The following is a 15928-nucleotide window of genomic DNA, read 5'->3' as shown; positions in this document are numbered from 1 at the left end:
GCGGCGGCCTGTTCAGGACGAAAAACGGAGGCAATGATGCCCGCGATACTACGCATATCCGGTTTCAGGTTCTTCTTTTACACCAATGAAGGACGACCGCTTGAATCACCCCACATTCACGTCATGAAAAGAGGAGATGAAGCCAAATTCTGGTTGACACCTGTAGTAAAATTAGCCAGAGATGACAATCTGGATTTCAGGGAACTGAGAACCTCAGCAGAGATCATTAAACAGAACCAGGTTTTATTTCTGGAGGCATGGAATGACTATTTCGGCTAAAAACATACAGTTCGATGGCGCCGCCATGTTGATCGAACTCAGCAACGCCCGCACGCTCAGGATCCCTCTGGCGCGCTTTCCCCGATTATTAAACGCCACGCCCGGCCAGTTGAACGACTGGGAATTAACCCCCCGCGGGATCCACTGGGATACGCTCGATGAAGATATCTCCATCGACGGATTGCTGGAAGAGAAAGACGCCCCGCGACCTCATCCCCACTCAATGCTCTGATCGCCGATACCGTTAACGCCAGTCTGATGTCGGCGTTATCCCCCTTACTGACGACATGCCTACCGTGACGATACCTCTTCGTCAAAAGTGTCAATGCCACTCGCCCTTCAATATCATAATTAACAAAACATAATTATTTCAATAAGTTAAATAAATGGCACGCTTTATGCTTAACCAGGTCACGCATCTATAAACCAGAGCTGGAGAATATGATGAACCGCTTCATCATTGCCGATTCAAGCAAATGCATTGGCTGCCGTACCTGCGAAGTCGCCTGCGTGGTCTCTCACCAGCAGGATCAGGACTGCGCCGCCCTGACGCCGCACACCTTCCTGCCCCGCATTCACGTGATTAAAGGGGTCAATATCTCGACGGCCACCCTGTGCCGCCAGTGTGAGGACGCCCCCTGCGCCCGGGTATGCCCCAACGGCGCCATCAGTCGGGACAACGATTTTGTCCACGTCCACCAGGAGCGCTGCATCGGCTGCAAAACCTGCGTAGTGGCCTGCCCTTACGGCGCCATGGAGGTGGTGGTTCGCCCGGTGGTGCGCAACAGCGGCAGCGGTCTGAATGTGATGGCGGACAAGGCAGAGGCCAATAAGTGCGATTTATGTCATCACCGTAAGGAAGGCCCCGCCTGCCTGGAAGCCTGCCCGACTAACGCCATTGTCTGCATCGATCGCAATCGCCTCGAGCAGCTTAGCCTGGAAAAACGCCGCCGTGCGGCACTTGACGATATCACTGCGCTGACCCGCTGATATTCCCCTGCTTTCAACTCTTAACAGGTCTGTTATTGATGAAAAAAATCACCAGCGTTTGTCCGTACTGCGGTGCGGGCTGCAAACTGAAACTGGTTGTGGACAACAACCGCATCACCCGCGTTGAAGCGGCTAACGGCGTAACCAATCAGAATGAACTCTGCCTGAAGGGCTACTACGGTTGGGACTTCCTTAACGATACCCGGTTGCTAACCCCCCGGCTGAAACAGCCGATGATCCGCTACCGCAAAGATGGACCGCTGGAGCCGGTCACCTGGGACGAAGCCATTCGCTATACCGCAGAGCGCCTGAGCGACATTAAGGCGCGCTACGGCAGCCAGGCCATTATGACCACCGGCTCGTCCCGGGGAACCGGTAACGAAACCAACTACGTGATGCAGAAATTTGCCCGCGCGGTGCTTAACACCAATAACGTCGACTGCTGCGCCCGGGTCTGCCACGGCCCGTCGGTGGCCGGCCTTCAGCAGACCCTGGGCAACGGGGCGATGAGCAACGCCATCGCCGATATCGAAAATTCCAGATGCCTGCTGATTTTCGGCTATAACTGCGCTGACTCTCACCCCATCGTGGCGCGTCGGGTGCTGAAGGCCAAACAGCGCGGCGCCCGGATTATCGTCTGCGATCCGCGCAAAATTGAAACGGCGCGTATTGCCGATCTGCACCTGCAGCTCAACAACGGCAGCAATATGGCGCTGGTTAATGCCTTTATCCACGTACTGCTGGAAGAAGAGCTCTACGATCGTGCCTGGGTGGCGCGCCATACCGAAGGGCTGGAGGCGCTGCGCGAAACGGTGAAAAACTACGCGCCGGAGTCGGTGGAAGGCATTACCGGCGTGCCCGCCGCGGCGATACGCCAGGCCATGCGCCTCTATTGCGCAGCCCCCTCCGCTACCGTGATGTGGGGCATGGGCGTCACCCAATTTGGCCAGGCGGTGGATGTGGTCAAAGGGCTCTCCAGCCTGGCGCTGCTCACCGGCAACCTTGGCCGCGAGCACGTGGGCGTTGGCCCGGTACGCGGCCAGAATAACGTCCAGGGCGCCTGCGACATGGGCGTTCTGCCGGATCACTTCCCCGGCTATCAGCGGGTGGACGATCCCCGGACCCGGGCCAAATTCGCCGCCGCCTGGGGCGTCGATCCGGCCGCAATGGATAACAAAATCGGAGTACGCATCACCGATGTCCCGCATCTGGCGCTGGAAGGGAAGATTAAGGCGTACTACATCATGGGAGAAGATCCGCTCCAGACCGAGGCCGATCTGGGGCTGGTACGGCGTGGCATCGAAGCCCTCGACCTGCTGATCGTGCAGGATATCTTTATGACCAAAACCGCCGAAAAAGCCGATGTGCTGCTGCCCGCCACCTCATGGGGCGAGCACGGCGGTATCTTTACCTGCGCCGACCGGGGCTTCCAGCGCTTTGAGCAGGCGATTACCCCACGCGACGACGTTCGCCGCGACTGGCAGATAATCAGCCAGATAGCCAGCGCCATGGGCTACCCGATGCACTACGACAGTAATCAGCAAATCTGGGATGAGATGCGCGAACTCTGTCCGCTGTTCTATGGCGCCACCTGGGAGAAAATCGGCGAGATGGGACATCTGCAATGGCCCTGCCCAACCCTGGAACACCCCGGCACCCCGTGGCTGTACCAGGGCGGACGCTTCGATACCCCCAGCGGTAAAGGACAGCTTTATGCCGCGCCATGGCGGCCGCCCGCAGAGCAGCCCGATGCCGACTACCCGCTGGTGCTCTGCACCGTGCGGGAGGTGGGGCACTACTCCTGCCGCTCAATGACCGGCAACTGCGCGGCCCTGCAAACCCTGGCGGACGAGCCTGGCTTTGTGGCCATTCACCCTCAGGATGCCGCCCCGCTGGGTATTAAAGAAGACCATCTGGTGCGGGTGGCTTCACGGCGCGGCGAAGTCTTTTCCCGAGCCCGCCTGAGCGAACGGGTCAACCCCGGCGCGGTATACATGACTTATCAATGGTGGATCGGCGCCTGTAATGAACTGACGCAGGACAATATGGATCCGGTCTCCCATACCCCGGAAACCAAATACTGCGCCGTCAGACTGCTGCCCATCGCCGATCAGGATCGGGCGGAAAGCGAGGTGCTTGCCGCTTATAGCGAGATGAAAGCGCGGCTGCGCGCGGCGGCGGAGCCGGTAATGCAGCCATAACAGACGCAAGGTTATGAATCTGACAGGAACGGAAATCCGCATACGCGGAAAAGTACAGGGGGTGGGCTTCCGCCCCTTTGTCTGGCAGCTGGCTCGCCAGCTTGGCCTGCGCGGCAGCGTCTACAATGACGGTGCCGGTGTCGCGATTCGCCTTGTGGAGAATGCAGCGCCGCTGCTGGCTCGTCTGAAAAGCGACTGCCCACCGCTGGCCCGCATCGATAGCGTGGAAAGTCGCCCGTACCGCTGGCGGCAGCTCCCTGGCGACTTTCAAATCCGGGACAGCGCCTGCGGCGCCATGGCGACCCATATCGCCCCGGATGCCGCCACCTGTCCCGACTGCCTGCGCGAAATGAATGACCCCGGCGATCGCCGCTATCGCTATCCCTTTATTAACTGTACCCACTGCGGCCCGCGGCTAACCATTATCCGGGCCATGCCCTACGATCGCCCCGCCACGGCCATGGCCGGTTTCCCCCTGTGCCCCGACTGCGCGCGCGAATACCGGGATCCGGCCGATCGGCGCTTTCACGCTCAGCCGGTGGCCTGCCCCCGCTGCGGCCCACAGATACGCTGGCGCGGCGCCGATGGCAGCCAGGCCGACGGCGAAGCGGCGCTACAGGCCACGCTCGACGCGCTACGGGCCGAGCTTATCGTGGCAATTAAGGGCGTGGGGGGCTTTCACCTGGCCTGCGACGCCACCAGCGAGGCGGCGGTACAGCGCCTGCGTCTGCGCAAAGGTCGCCCGGCCAAACCCCTTGCCGTGATGTTGCCCGATGTCCAGGCCCTCAGCGAACCGGTCGCGGCCCTGCTCGCCACCCCGGCGGCGCCCATCGTTCTGGAACAAAAACGCCTTCTGCCAACGCTGTGCGACAGCATCGCGCCCGGGCTAAATCAGGTGGGCGTTATGCTGCCTTCCACGCCGCTGCATCATCTGCTGATGCAGGAGATAAAGCGTCCGCTGGTGATGACCTCCGGCAACGCCAGCGGCAGGCCACCCGCGCTGGACAACGATCGGGCGTTAACCGAACTGGCTGACATCGCCGACGGCTGGCTGCTGCACGACCGTGCGGTACTGCAACGTATGGACGACTCGCTGCTTCAACGTGACGGACGGATAGTGCGCCGGGCCAGAGGCTTTGTGCCGGACGCTATCGAACTGCCGCCGGGTTTCTCTGACGCGCCCCCCACCCTGTGCGTCGGCGCCGATCAAAAGAACACCCTGTGCCTGCTGCGCGAGCGTCAGGCGATACTCAGTCAGCATCTGGGCGATCTCAGTGATGATGCAACGCTGGCGCAGTGGCGCCAGATCCGGGATCGTCTGTGTCGGCTTTACGACTTTACGCCGCATCACGCGGTGGCCGACGCCCACCCCGACTACCTTAGCGTTCGGCTGGCACAGGAGAGCGGGCTGCCGCTGCTACGAGTGCGACATCACCACGCCCATGTCGCCGCCTGTCTGGCAGAGCACCGCTGGCCGCTGGAAGGCGGCCCGGTTATCGCACTGGCGCTGGATGGTACCGGCTGGGGGGAAGACAGGCTATGGGGCGGCGAATGCCTGAAGGTGGATTACCGCCGCTGCCAGCATCTGGGCGGGCTGCCCGCGGTGGCGCTTCCGGGGGGCTCCCTTGCCTCCCGTCAGCCGTGGCGCAACCTGCTGGCGCATCTCCAGGCCTGGGTGCCGGACTGGCAGCGATTGCCTGAGGCGCATGCGCTGCTGTCTCACCCCTGGCAGCCGCTGCTCAGAGCCTGCGAACGCGGCATTAACGCACCGCAGGCCTCATCCACCGGACGACTGTTCGATGCCGTCGCCGCTGCGCTGGCATGCGCGCCCGGAAAGTTGAGCTACGAAGGCGAAGCCGCCTGCCTGCTTCAGGCGCTGGCGGAACGCCACGGCCCGGTGACGCACCCGGTCACCCTGCCCCTGCGCGGTAACCGACTGGATCTGGTGACTTTCTGGCATCAGTGGCTGAACTGGCGCGCCGCGCCCGGCGCCCGGGCCTGGGCCTTTCACGACGCGCTGGCCCACGGACTGGCCATGCTTGCGCGCCATCATGCTCAAAGCTCAGGCCTGGATACCCTGGTCTGTACCGGCGGCGTCATTCATAACGCGCTACTGCGCACCCGGCTGACTTACTGGCTGGGCAGTCTGCGCTGTCTGTTTCCGGCGCAATTGCCTGCGGGCGATGGCGCCATTGCTTTTGGTCAGGCGGTGATTGCCGCCGCTCATTTTTCTTCACCACAGGATAAATCATGATGTTGACCCGACTACTGCGTCTTCCCCTTCGCGCCCGTCTGCTGCTGGCGGCGCTGGTTACGGCGAATCTGGCCGCCTGGGCCTGGGCTATTGCGGCCTTTCACCAGAATGGCGCGCTGATGGCGGCCAGTCTGCTGGCCTGGTGCTACGGGTTGCGCCATGCGGTCGATGCCGACCATATCGCCGCCATTGATAGCGCCACCCGTAAAATGATGCAGCAGGGTAACCAGCCCTGGGGGACAGGCGCCTGGTTTTCGCTGGGCCACTCCAGCATAGTGGTGCTGGCGACCCTGGCTATCGCCATTACCGCCACGGCGTTCCAGCACAATATGGCCTGGTTCCACAACGTAGGCGGCACTATCGGGACCGCCGTTTCGGCGCTATTTCTGCTGGCCATGGCGCTGGTCAATCTGGTGATTCTGCGCAGCGTGTGGCGCGACTTCCGGCGCCTGAAACACGGAGAATCGCTGGCGACAGAGGGAGAAGGCGCCCTGCACGGCGGCGCCATGCACTGGCTGTTCCGCCCGGCCTTTCGCCTGGTGAATAAGAGCTGGCATATGTATCTGGTGGGCTTTCTGTTCGGTCTGGGGTTTGATACCGCCACCGAAATCGGCGTGCTGGGCATCTCCGCTGCCGGGGCTTCCGGCGGCATGTCCATCTGGTCGATTCTGGTCTTTCCGGCACTGTTCACCAGCGGGATGGCGCTGATCGATACCCTGGACAATATGATTATGGTGGGCGCCTACGGCTGGGCCTTCCATAAGCCTCAGCGCAAGCTCTACTACAACATGACCATCACCGGTAGCTCCGTTGCCGTGGCGCTGTTTATCGGCGGCCTGGAAGCGCTGGGACTGCTGATGGATAAGCTGTCGCTGAGCGGCGGCTTATGGGATCTGGTGGCTGCGATCAACGATCGTCTGGGTAATGCCGGGTTTGTAGTAGTGGGGCTGTTTATCGTCTGGTGGCTGGTTTCGGTACTCAACTACCGCCGCAAAGGCTACGACGCCCTGAACACCCATTAATTCCCCTTCCGGCGCGCGCCTGCGCGCCGTTTTCCCTCGTCACTTCCCCCTTCCTCCGACACGTCACTTCTGTCGATGCCGTAGAAATAACTGGTATAAACCTTAAAAATCAATATATTAAAATATGGCATGGCTTATGCATTACAACCGGAGACGGTGTCTGTGACACCAGGACTGTTGACCGGAGCAAAGCGATGAAAAAAGTCATCACGGTTTGTCCCTATTGCGCGTCGGGTTGCAAGATCAACCTGTGCGTCGATAAGGGCAAAGTCGTTAAAGCCGAGGCCGCCATGGGGGTAACTAACCAGGGCGATCTCTGTCTGAAAGGCTATTACGGCTGGGATTTTATTAACGATACCCAGATCCTGACCCCGCGCCTTAAAACCCCCATGATTCGCCGCAGCCGCGGCGGCAAGCTGGAGTCGGTAAGCTGGCAAGAGGCGTTGGACTACGTAGCGGATAAGCTCACCGCCATTAAAGCCAAATATGGTCCGGACGCGATCATGACCACCGGATCATCGCGCGGTACCGGCAACGAAACCAACTATGTGATGCAAAAGTTCGCGCGGGCCGTTATCGGCACCAATAACGTGGACTGCTGCGCTCGCGTCTGACACGGCCCTTCGGTTGCAGGTCTGCACCAGTCGGTCGGTAACGGCGCTATGAGCAATTCCATTATCGGTATCGAAAATGCCAGTCTGATCTTCGTTTTCGGCTACAACCCGGCGGATTCCCACCCTATCGTGGCGAATCGCGTGATCAAAGCGAAGCAGAAAGGCGCCAAAATTATTGTCTGCGATCCGCGCAAGATCGAAACGGCGCGCATTGCCGATCTCCACCTTCAGCTTCATAACGGATCCAACATCGCGCTGCTGAACGCCATGGGTCATGTGATTCTGGAAGAGGATCTCTACGATCGCGCCTTTGTGGCATCCAGAACGGAGGGACTTGAGGAATACCGTAAAATCGTCGAGGGCTACACCCCCGAATCGGTTGAGAAAATCACCGGCGTGTCGGCCGCCGATATCCGTAAAGCGGCACGCATGTACGCCGCCGCGGAAAACGCCGCCATCCTTTGGGGCATGGGTGTTACCCAGTTCTATCAGGGGGTGGAAACCGTACGTTCACTCACCAGTCTGGCGCTACTGACCGGCAACCTGGGTAAACCCAGCGCGGGCGTAAACCCGGTTCGCGGCCAGAATAACGTGCAGGGCGCCTGCGATATGGGGGCATTACCCGACACCTACCCGGGCTATCAGTACATTAACGATCCGGCCAACCGTGAAAAGTTCGCCGCCGCCTGGGGCGTGGATTCCCTGCCCGCTCATACCGGCTACCGTATCAGCGAGTTGCCGCACCGGGTCGCCCATGGCGAAGTGCGAGCCGCTTACATTATGGGGGAAGATCCGCTCCAGACCGATGCCGAGCTGTCGGCGGTGCGTCAGGCATTCGACGACCTGGAACTGGTGATCGTCCAGGATATCTTTATGACCAAGACCGCCTCCCGGGCCGATGTGATCCTCCCTTCCACCTCCTGGGGTGAGCATGAGGGGGTCTACACCGCGGCGGATCGCGGCTTCCAGCGCTTCTTTAAGGCCGTGGAGCCGAAGTGGGATCTGAAAACCGACTGGCAGATCATCAGTGAAATCGCGACCCGAATGGGTTACCCAATGCACTATGAGAACACCAAAGCGATCTGGGATGAACTGCGTCACCTGTGTCCGGAGTTCTACGGCGCCACCTACGAGAAAATGGGCGAGCTGGGCTTTATCCAGTGGCCGTGCGTGGATGAATCCGAAGCCGACCAGGGGACCGACTTCCTGTTTGAGGAGCGCTTCAGTACCCCGACCGGTCTGGGTCAGTTCTTCACCTGCGACTGGGTGCCCCCCATCGACCGCCTGACCGACGAGTACCCGATGGTGCTGTCGACGGTGCGCGAAGTGGGCCACTACTCCTGTCGTTCAATGACCGGCAACTGCGCCGCGCTGGCGGCCCTGGCCGATGAGCCCGGCTATGCGCAGATCCACGCAGAGGATGCCGCCCGATTGGGTATTCGCGACGAAGATCTGATCTGGGTCTGCTCACGCAAAGGCAAGGTTATCACCCGGGCACAGGTCAGCGAGCGCCCCAATAAAGGGGCGGTCTATATGACCTACCAGTGGTGGATAGGCGCCTGTAACGAACTGGTTAGCGAAAACCTGAGCCCGGTAACCAAAACTCCGGAGTTCAAGTACTGCGCCGTGCGCGTGGAACCGATAGCCGATCAACGCAGCGCCGAACAGTATGTGATTGATGAGTACAGCAAGCTGAAAGCCCATCTGCGGGAAACCGCGCTGGGTTAATTCCCCTACTGCGGCCTGCCTTGCAGGCCGCAGACTCTCCCTAAAACGAATTCATCTTCTGCGGATTCAGGGCATTTATCGCGCTGCTCCAGGCAAGGCCGCCTCCCGCCAGCCAGCTATCGGGCAGAAAAGAGAGCGGAAAGTCGCTGTGGCGAAAGCGCGTTAAGCGGGTGAAGTCGTGATTCTTCCCCAGTACATCATCACTTATCGCCTTACCGATCCTGACGCTCTGCCCCACTCCGTGTCCGTTCCAGCCGTGTACCGCATACAGAGGACTGGACCCGGCGCTACGGGTACAAACCGGCATGCCCGAACGGGTGATATCAAACCTGCCGCTCCAGCACAGCGCGGCCCGTAGCTGCGGACACTGGGGAAACACCGATCTCAGACGGCGCTCAATCCGCCTGGCGGCAGCGTCATTCCCCATCCGCCGACCGGTGCCCAGGCCGCCAAACAACAGGCGATCCTCCCCATAGGCCCGGTAGTAATCAATCTGCACCCGGGTATCATAAACCGCCAGACCGCCGGGCAACAGCGAGTGGGAACCTTCCGGAATCGGCGTCGTCAGAGCCAGATAAGTATAGAGCGGTAGCGTTACGGCCCGGTGGGCGGGTAGTAGCGTCGGGGTATCGGCATGAACCGCCAGCACCACCGCCTTCCGGGCCAGCAGCCGCCCCGAAGGCGTGGTGATCATATAGCCGCGACGTTCGGGTTCAATCGACAGCGCCGGCGTGTGCTCATAAGTTCTGCCACCCAGCGCCTGGTAGCCCTGCCACAGTCCGTACAGCAGCTTCAGCGGCTGAATCTGCCCTCCCAGAGTATCCAGCAGCGCGCCGTGGTAGCCGCTGGCGTTGATATAGCGGCCGCACTCCCGGGCATCGATCAACCGCGTGGAATCATCCCCCAGAGCGGCGCGTGCCGCGCTTTCCTGACCGAGCGCCCGCAGATGACCCGGGTGTACTGCCGCAGTCAGGTGCCCCGGGCGGTATTCGGCATCAATGCGATATTGTTCCATGAGCGACGTCAGTAGCCCCATGGTTTCCATGGCGGCAAAGGACCATAGCCAGCGCGCTTCATCGGCGGGAAAGGTCTGCTGAATATCCTTTGCCTTCCAGCGCGCCAGCCCCGGCACCAGTTGACCGCCGTTACGGCCAGATGCGCCCGCCCCCAGAGTGGCTTTTTCCAGCAGCGTACAGGCGACGCCGGACTGCGCCAGATGCAGGGCGGTGGATACGCCCAGCAGCCCTCCCCCAATAATCGCCACTTCCGTTTCTGTCTCTTCCTCCAGCGGCGCATTGCCGCAACCGGGCAGCAGATCGCAGGCGTAAACGCTGAAATCTGGCGCTGACGGCGGACGGTACGGCATCAATCCCCCTTAATCCGGAAAACATCAGGAATACTGATAGAAAAAAAGCTGACTGCCAGAAACCTAAACGGTGATGGATGGATTAATCATAGTAAAGATGCCGGTTCGCTGCCTGAAAGCAGCCAATAACCGGCATCGTGAAGGATAAATAATATTGATTTATTAGCTCAAAGACTTCGCTTTACGGGCAGCTTCTACCAGCCCATCCAGCCACTCCTGATGACCGTTAATCATCGGATTGGGGCGGGTCGCCGCCAGTGCCTGAGCCGGTTTGCCGTTCTGAGTCTCCTGGGTCAGGATACGTACCCGACCACCGGGCAAATCTTCCAGTAGCCAGGCATGCAGCACGTCCAGACGGGTATCCCCTTCACCGTCCCAGCCGTGCCAGGCCAGACGCGCCGGTTGTCCGGCTTTCGGGGGAACACACTCGGTCACCTGCGATTCCACCGGAAAACCGAAGGTTTTAAAGAAGAAACGAACATCCTGCGCCAGCTCAGGGCCTTTATTATCGTAAAAGCGAACGTCCGACGCGTTGCTGTAATAGCCAGGCCACTTCGACGGGGTGCTGAGCAGCGGCCAGATATCCTGGACGCTCAGCCCGGCCACAATCATTTCGTTAGAAGCGAAGTTATCGCAGAAACCCGGTTCAAAGCCTTCCGGCCAGTGAATGGCATTTATCATCATCATCTCCTCAAACAAAGCCGATCGCAGCAAAGTAGCGATACCGGCTTAATTGGTGACCATGATTATCGGCGCCATCAAGATATAAGACCAATTGCGATGAAAGATAAAGCGTATAAACAGAATTTATATCTTAATCCGCTGCGGGCTGGCATAGCGACACCAGCAGGCTGCGGATCCAGCGCTGGGCCGGATCGCGATGATTACGCTCGTGCCAGGCCATACTCTTGATAAAACCCGGTACTGCCAGAGGAGGCTCCAGCAGAGTGAGACCCTCTGCCTGTTGAGCCAGACGGCGCGGCACCATGGCTATCATATCGGTAGTACGCAGCACCTCCAGCACCACCAGAAAGCTGCTAACCGCCATGCCAACGCGCCGTTCACGCCCAATAACAGCCAGCGCATCGTCGGTGACGCCGTGGAAACTGCCGTGCCCCGACACCAGGATATGCTCAAGCTGACAAAAGCTCACCAGTGAAAGTTCGCCTTCTGCCAGTGCCGGATGGCCGTTACGCAGCATGCAGACATACTGCTCCTGATAGAGCTCCCGACCGTGCAGCCCTTCCTGCGTAGTCTGGGGTGTAACCAGCGCCAGATCGATATCGCCGCGTTCAAACTGAACCGCCAGCCGGGCGCTGTCCACCGGAATGACCGCCACCCGAATGCCCGGCGCCTGCTGTTTCAGCGCCGCCATCAGCGGGACAATCACCGCCTTCAGGGCATAATCCGTGGCCGCGATGGTGTACGTCATTCGGGCCTGCTGCGGATCAAAGCACGTCGGCGTCAGTAATCCGCTAATATCGGCCAGAATCTGTTTAACCGGCCCCGCCAGTTCCCGGGCGCGCAGGGTAGGCACCATGCCGTGGCGGGCCCGGACGAATAGCGGATCGTCAAAGTGATCGCGAAGCCTCGTCAGCATGCCACTAACCGCCGGTTGGGTCAGCGCCAGCCGCCGGGCGGCCCCGGTCACACTGCCTTCATCGAGCAGTGCGTCCAGCGCTTTCAGTAAGTTGAGATCCAGTTTCCTGATATCACTGTGCATAATGGCTAAATTGATACTCATAACAAAATCAGTGTTCATAGCCTGGCACATCGTCGCACTGCCGTATAGCGGCCCCGCAGCCTGGTAGGTTCAGCCCCTTTCCGGTACAATAGATAGCCTGCTAACACACCCGACAATGAGGTGATATGCGTTTGAATACCCACGTTTTTTCTACGGAACCCCGCCCCTTTTTATCCCCCGGAAAACGCTGATGGAAATCCTCTGGCTTTTCGGCGCGGCATTTATCGCCAGCGCCCTTGGCGGCGTTCTGGGTATGGCCAGCGGCATCTTTATCGTACCGATTCTGACGCTCTTCTTTCATACCAGCATTCATGCGGCGATTGGTGCCAGCATTGTGTCGGTGATCGCCTGCTCCTGCGCCAGCGCCGCCCCCTTTATCCGCAGCCGTCTGACCAATATCCGGCTCGCCATTCTGCTGGAAACCGCCACCACCCTTGGCGCCCTGAGCGGCGTCTTTCTGATCGGTCTGGTTTCCACCCGCTTTCTTTATGGGCTGTTTACCGCGGTACTGCTAATTTCCGCCCGTCAGATGCTGGCCCGACGCAGGGAGGCCGTTGTGGATGCAGCACCTTCTTCGGACTGTCTGGCCAGTCGACTACGACTCCACGCCAGTTACCCCGAAAGCAGCAGCGCAGAGCGCACCTATCAGGTGGGCAATGTGCCGCTGGGGATGTCTCTGATGTACGGTGCCGGGCTGATTTCCGCACTATTGGGGATTGGATCCGGGGTGCTGAAGATTCCCGCGATGGATGCGGCGCTCCGGCTGCCGATTAAGGTATCGTCCGCCACGTCTAACCTTATGATTGGCGTCACGGCGGCAGCCAGCGCAGTGGCCTGGTACAGCCGCGGCGAAATAGACGTTAATCTGGCGGGCCCGGTGGCGCTGGGTTCAGTGGTCGGCGCACTGCTCGGTGCCCGGCTACTGATGTGGCTGCCGGCCGAAAAACTGCGGCTGTTCTTTGTGGCGGTTCTGATACTGCTGGCCGGGCAGATGCTGATGAGCACCTTCGGGATTCAATTTCCGGGAGATTTATCATGAAACGTGCCGAAAATCACCGGGCGATAGCGCTGCTGCTCTCCTGGGGCAGCACCCTCTCTACGCTGCTGATTGCCGCAGGGATAGCGCTTACGCTCTGGCCGCTGGCACCGCTTCCCTTGAGCGGTAGTGATATTGTCAGGGCAGGAATTCTGGTGCTAATTCTGCTGCCGGTGGCCCGGGTGGTGTTGATGCTGATAGGGTTTATTCGCCAGCGCGACGGGCTGTATGCGCTGATTGCCGCACTGGTGTTGATGATTATCGCTGCGGGTGCGTGGCTGGGGTAAAAGCGGGGCAAAAGCCCCGCTATCTCACACTCAGAATGACATCGTCACCCCCGCATAATAAGCGCGACCGGGTTCGTTATAGGTCGACGCTCCCTCGTTTTCACGATACAGCCGCTTATCCAGCAAGTTACTAACACCGCCATTCAGACGAAGATTCTGGTTAATTTTATAGTTCACGCCAATGCCCACAATAGAATAGGCTCCCACCTCTTTAGTAGACATACCATCAACCCCCTCTTCTTTACGCATTTCGGCGTATTCACGCGGCTTTTGACGCCCGTAGAAGGTCCAGTTCAAATTGGTGGAAAGCTTATCCGTCACCTGCCAGTCGAGCATGGTGTTGACCGTATACTTCGGAATAATCGATAGCGGATTACCGGTGTCTTTGTTTTCCGACTGAATCATATAAGTCGCGTTGGTACGCCAGTTCAGCACGTCGCGCATTACCGGCACCACCAGGTTGGCTTCCAGCCCTTCCACTACCGCTTTGCCGCCGTTTTCCCAACGCAGAATGTTGTAGCCGTTGGAGGCATAGCCAATCAGCTCGGTTCCGGAGACTATCTTGTTTTTATAATCGTTACGGAAATACGTGATTCCCGCATCCCAGCCGTCGTAAGTAAATTCCAGGCCGATCTCTTTGTTAACGCTGATTTCAGGTTTCAGGTTACTGTTACCCATCAGATAGCAGCTACCGGAAGCAATATTGTTCGGGCAGCCGTTGCCACGGGTACTCAGCAGATAGCCTTCACTGGACTGATACAGGTTCGGCGCCTTAAACACCCGGGCGATCCCCGCCTTAATCTTGAAGTAGTCACCCAGCTCCTGCGATGCATTTAAACTGGGGCTCCAGTTCGAGCCAAATTCGGTGTGGTAGTCGAAACGTAGCCCCGGAATAATATTGGTGCCCGGGCGCAGCTCAATATTGTCTTCAAAATAGGCGGCGGCGGTATTGGCGCTGTTTTTACTGCTGCGCTCGCTGGCATCGCCGGAGATCGAGCCTATCGTAGTACCGGACGCATTGGTCATCGACATCGAATTAGGATCGTCCAGCGCCTCGCGGTTCCACTCCGCGCCCAGAGTGATGGTCTGGTCAAACAGCAGATTCAGCGGCAGGTTCACCTCGGCCAGCGAACGGTAGCTTTCCAGTTTGCTGGTATCGTAGTCGGTGGCGTTAATCATCCCTTCGACCTTACCACCCGCCCCTTCCTGCATCCGGGTGTTATGGGTGTTTTCGTAGTAGAACCCCAGTTTTGACTGCCCCCAGTCCCAGATACCGTTATGGGTTATGCCGTAGTTCTGGCGGTACATCCGGTTGGTCTCTTTCCCGTAAAGCGTGGAGATCAGACCGTCCGGGCTGACGTTGCTGTTACTGTACTGGGTATCCCCGGCGTAGATGTTGCCCTGGCGACTGTATCCCGCTTCAAAGTCGATGATCTGCCGGGGAGACAGCTTCCAGGAGACCATGGCATTAATGTCTTTATTGCGCACCCCTTCGCGCCCGGCGGCGTAAGAGCCATTCTGGGCGGTATTAATGTCGGCGGCGTCGGCATCGGTTTTATTGATATTGCCGTACAGGCGCATAGTCAGCGCATCCCCGGCCAGTGGCCCGCTCAGGCTAAAGTTGGCACGTTTAGTGGCGCCCTCCTGGTCATTCTCCGGCTGATTAGTAAACAGCGACAGCGAGCCGTGCCAGTCGTTAGACGGTCGTTTGGTGATGATATTCACCACGCCGCCCGCGGCGCCTGAGCCGTAGCGAGCGGCGGCGGGACCACGCAGCACTTCGATACGCTCGACCATTTCCGGCGGTACCCAGTTGCTGTCGCCACGGGTATCTCTTTCGCCGCGCCAGCTGTAGCGCACAGAATTACGGGAGGTCACCGGAATTCCGTCAATCAGTATCAGCGTGTTTTCTGGCCCCATACCGCGAATATCAATCTGGCGGTTATTGCCACGACTGCCGCTGGCGCTGTTGCCGGTCAGGTTAACCCCTGGCATTTTGCGGATGATATCGGACAGATCGTTTACCGGCGGATCCTTTTCGATATCGTCGGCAGTAATGATGGAGACCCCAGGCTGCTGTTTGAGCTCCTGCTCCGCAGTGGCCTGTACCACCATCACATCTCCATCCCCGACCGAAGAGTCATCTGCGGCAAACGCACTGCCGCCCGCCAGGCTGGCAATCAGTACAGCCAGCGGTGTCTTGATGTAATTTTTATTAATAAACATGACGTTATTTTCCATAATGTAACCAAATGAAAGGCGCAAATCGGGATGATAATGATAATCCTTATCATTACAATCCAGGGTAATGAATCTCCTTATTTTCTTCACAATTTCTTCAGCACTTGAGGCTACGGGGAAGAGTTCGACATCAACAACGCATGAGATAAATCTGTGGTTTTAATCA

Annotated in this window: 13 protein-coding genes; 9 read left to right on the top strand and 4 right to left on the bottom strand. The window is 59.0% G+C overall.

Annotation, left to right across the window (positions count from 1 at the left end; genetic code table 11):
- The first annotated feature begins 36 nt into the window (after positions 1-36).
- The 7 genes from FEM41_RS12430 to fdhF (FEM41_RS12400) all read left to right on the top strand — a co-directional run bounded on the left by FEM41_RS12430 (position 37) and on the right by fdhF (FEM41_RS12400) (position 9088).
- Positions 37-279 (top strand): DUF4160 domain-containing protein, encoded by a 243-nt coding sequence (locus FEM41_RS12430; RefSeq protein WP_138096272.1) that lies wholly within the window; start codon positions 37-39, stop codon positions 277-279.
- Positions 263-511 (top strand): DUF2442 domain-containing protein, encoded by a 249-nt coding sequence (locus tag FEM41_RS12425; RefSeq protein ID WP_138096271.1) that lies wholly within the window; start codon positions 263-265, stop codon positions 509-511. Before FEM41_RS12430 ends, FEM41_RS12425 begins: the two co-directional genes overlap by 17 nt.
- 212 nt (positions 512-723) lie before the next feature.
- On the top strand, positions 724-1269 hold the full coding sequence (gene hydN / locus FEM41_RS12420) for an electron transport protein HydN (protein ID WP_138099183.1): 546 nt from the start codon (positions 724-726) through the stop codon (positions 1267-1269).
- 38 nt (positions 1270-1307) lie between these two features.
- Entirely contained in the window at positions 1308-3470 is a 2163-nt protein-coding gene (fdhF, locus tag FEM41_RS12415) for a formate dehydrogenase subunit alpha (protein ID WP_138096270.1), read from the top strand.
- Positions 3471-3483: 13 nt separating this feature from the next.
- Entirely contained in the window at positions 3484-5724 is a 2241-nt protein-coding gene (gene hypF / locus FEM41_RS12410; protein WP_138096269.1) for a carbamoyltransferase HypF, read from the top strand.
- Positions 5724-6746, top strand: coding sequence for a HoxN/HupN/NixA family nickel/cobalt transporter (locus FEM41_RS12405; RefSeq protein ID WP_138099182.1), 1023 nt, complete (start codon positions 5724-5726; stop codon positions 6744-6746). Before hypF ends, FEM41_RS12405 begins: the two co-directional genes overlap by 1 nt.
- Positions 6747-6940: 194 nt before the next feature.
- Positions 6941-9088, top strand: a complete 2148-nt coding sequence (gene fdhF, locus FEM41_RS12400; RefSeq protein WP_138096268.1) for a formate dehydrogenase subunit alpha — start codon at positions 6941-6943, stop codon at positions 9086-9088.
- 40 nt (positions 9089-9128) lie between these two features.
- Here fdhF (FEM41_RS12400) and FEM41_RS12395 read toward each other — a convergent pair whose 3' ends face one another.
- From FEM41_RS12395 to FEM41_RS12385, 3 genes are all read right to left on the bottom strand, one after another.
- Positions 9129-10454 carry an NAD(P)/FAD-dependent oxidoreductase gene (locus FEM41_RS12395; protein WP_138096267.1) on the bottom strand — a complete coding sequence of 442 codons (1326 nt, stop codon included), beginning with the start codon at positions 10452-10454 and terminating at the stop codon, positions 9129-9131.
- A 162-nt stretch (positions 10455-10616) separates the two neighbouring features.
- Positions 10617-11138: an SRPBCC family protein gene (locus FEM41_RS12390; protein ID WP_479680761.1), complete on the bottom strand. Its 522-nt coding sequence runs from the start codon at positions 11136-11138 to the stop codon at positions 10617-10619.
- A 130-nt stretch (positions 11139-11268) separates the two neighbouring features.
- The gene (locus tag FEM41_RS12385) at positions 11269-12177 is read right to left on the bottom strand and encodes a LysR family transcriptional regulator (protein WP_138099180.1); all 909 of its coding nucleotides are present in this window, start codon (positions 12175-12177) and stop codon (positions 11269-11271) included.
- A gap of 211 nt (positions 12178-12388) precedes the next feature.
- Here FEM41_RS12385 and FEM41_RS12380 point away from each other — a divergent pair, with 211 nt between their 5' ends.
- Together FEM41_RS12380 and FEM41_RS12375 are read left to right on the top strand one after the other, a co-directional pair.
- A complete protein-coding gene (locus FEM41_RS12380; RefSeq protein WP_138096266.1) occupies positions 12389-13237 on the top strand; it encodes a sulfite exporter TauE/SafE family protein in 849 nt (282 codons plus the stop codon).
- On the top strand, positions 13234-13521 hold the full coding sequence (locus FEM41_RS12375; protein ID WP_138096265.1) for a DUF1634 domain-containing protein: 288 nt from the start codon (positions 13234-13236) through the stop codon (positions 13519-13521). Before FEM41_RS12380 ends, FEM41_RS12375 begins: the two co-directional genes overlap by 4 nt.
- Before the next feature lie 30 nt (positions 13522-13551).
- On the opposite strand, the gene FEM41_RS12370 is transcribed toward FEM41_RS12375, so the two are convergent.
- Positions 13552-15747 (bottom strand): TonB-dependent siderophore receptor, encoded by a 2196-nt coding sequence (locus tag FEM41_RS12370; RefSeq protein ID WP_138096264.1) that lies wholly within the window; start codon positions 15745-15747, stop codon positions 13552-13554.
- Between the last annotated feature and the right edge of the window lie 181 nt (positions 15748-15928).

The sequence above is a fragment of the Jejubacter calystegiae genome, assembly GCF_005671395.1.
In the GTDB taxonomy this organism is placed as follows: Bacteria; Pseudomonadota; Gammaproteobacteria; order Enterobacterales; family Enterobacteriaceae; genus Jejubacter; species Jejubacter calystegiae.
The sequence above is the reverse complement of the archived record's forward strand: the minus strand, read 5'-3'. Positions and strand labels throughout refer to the sequence as shown.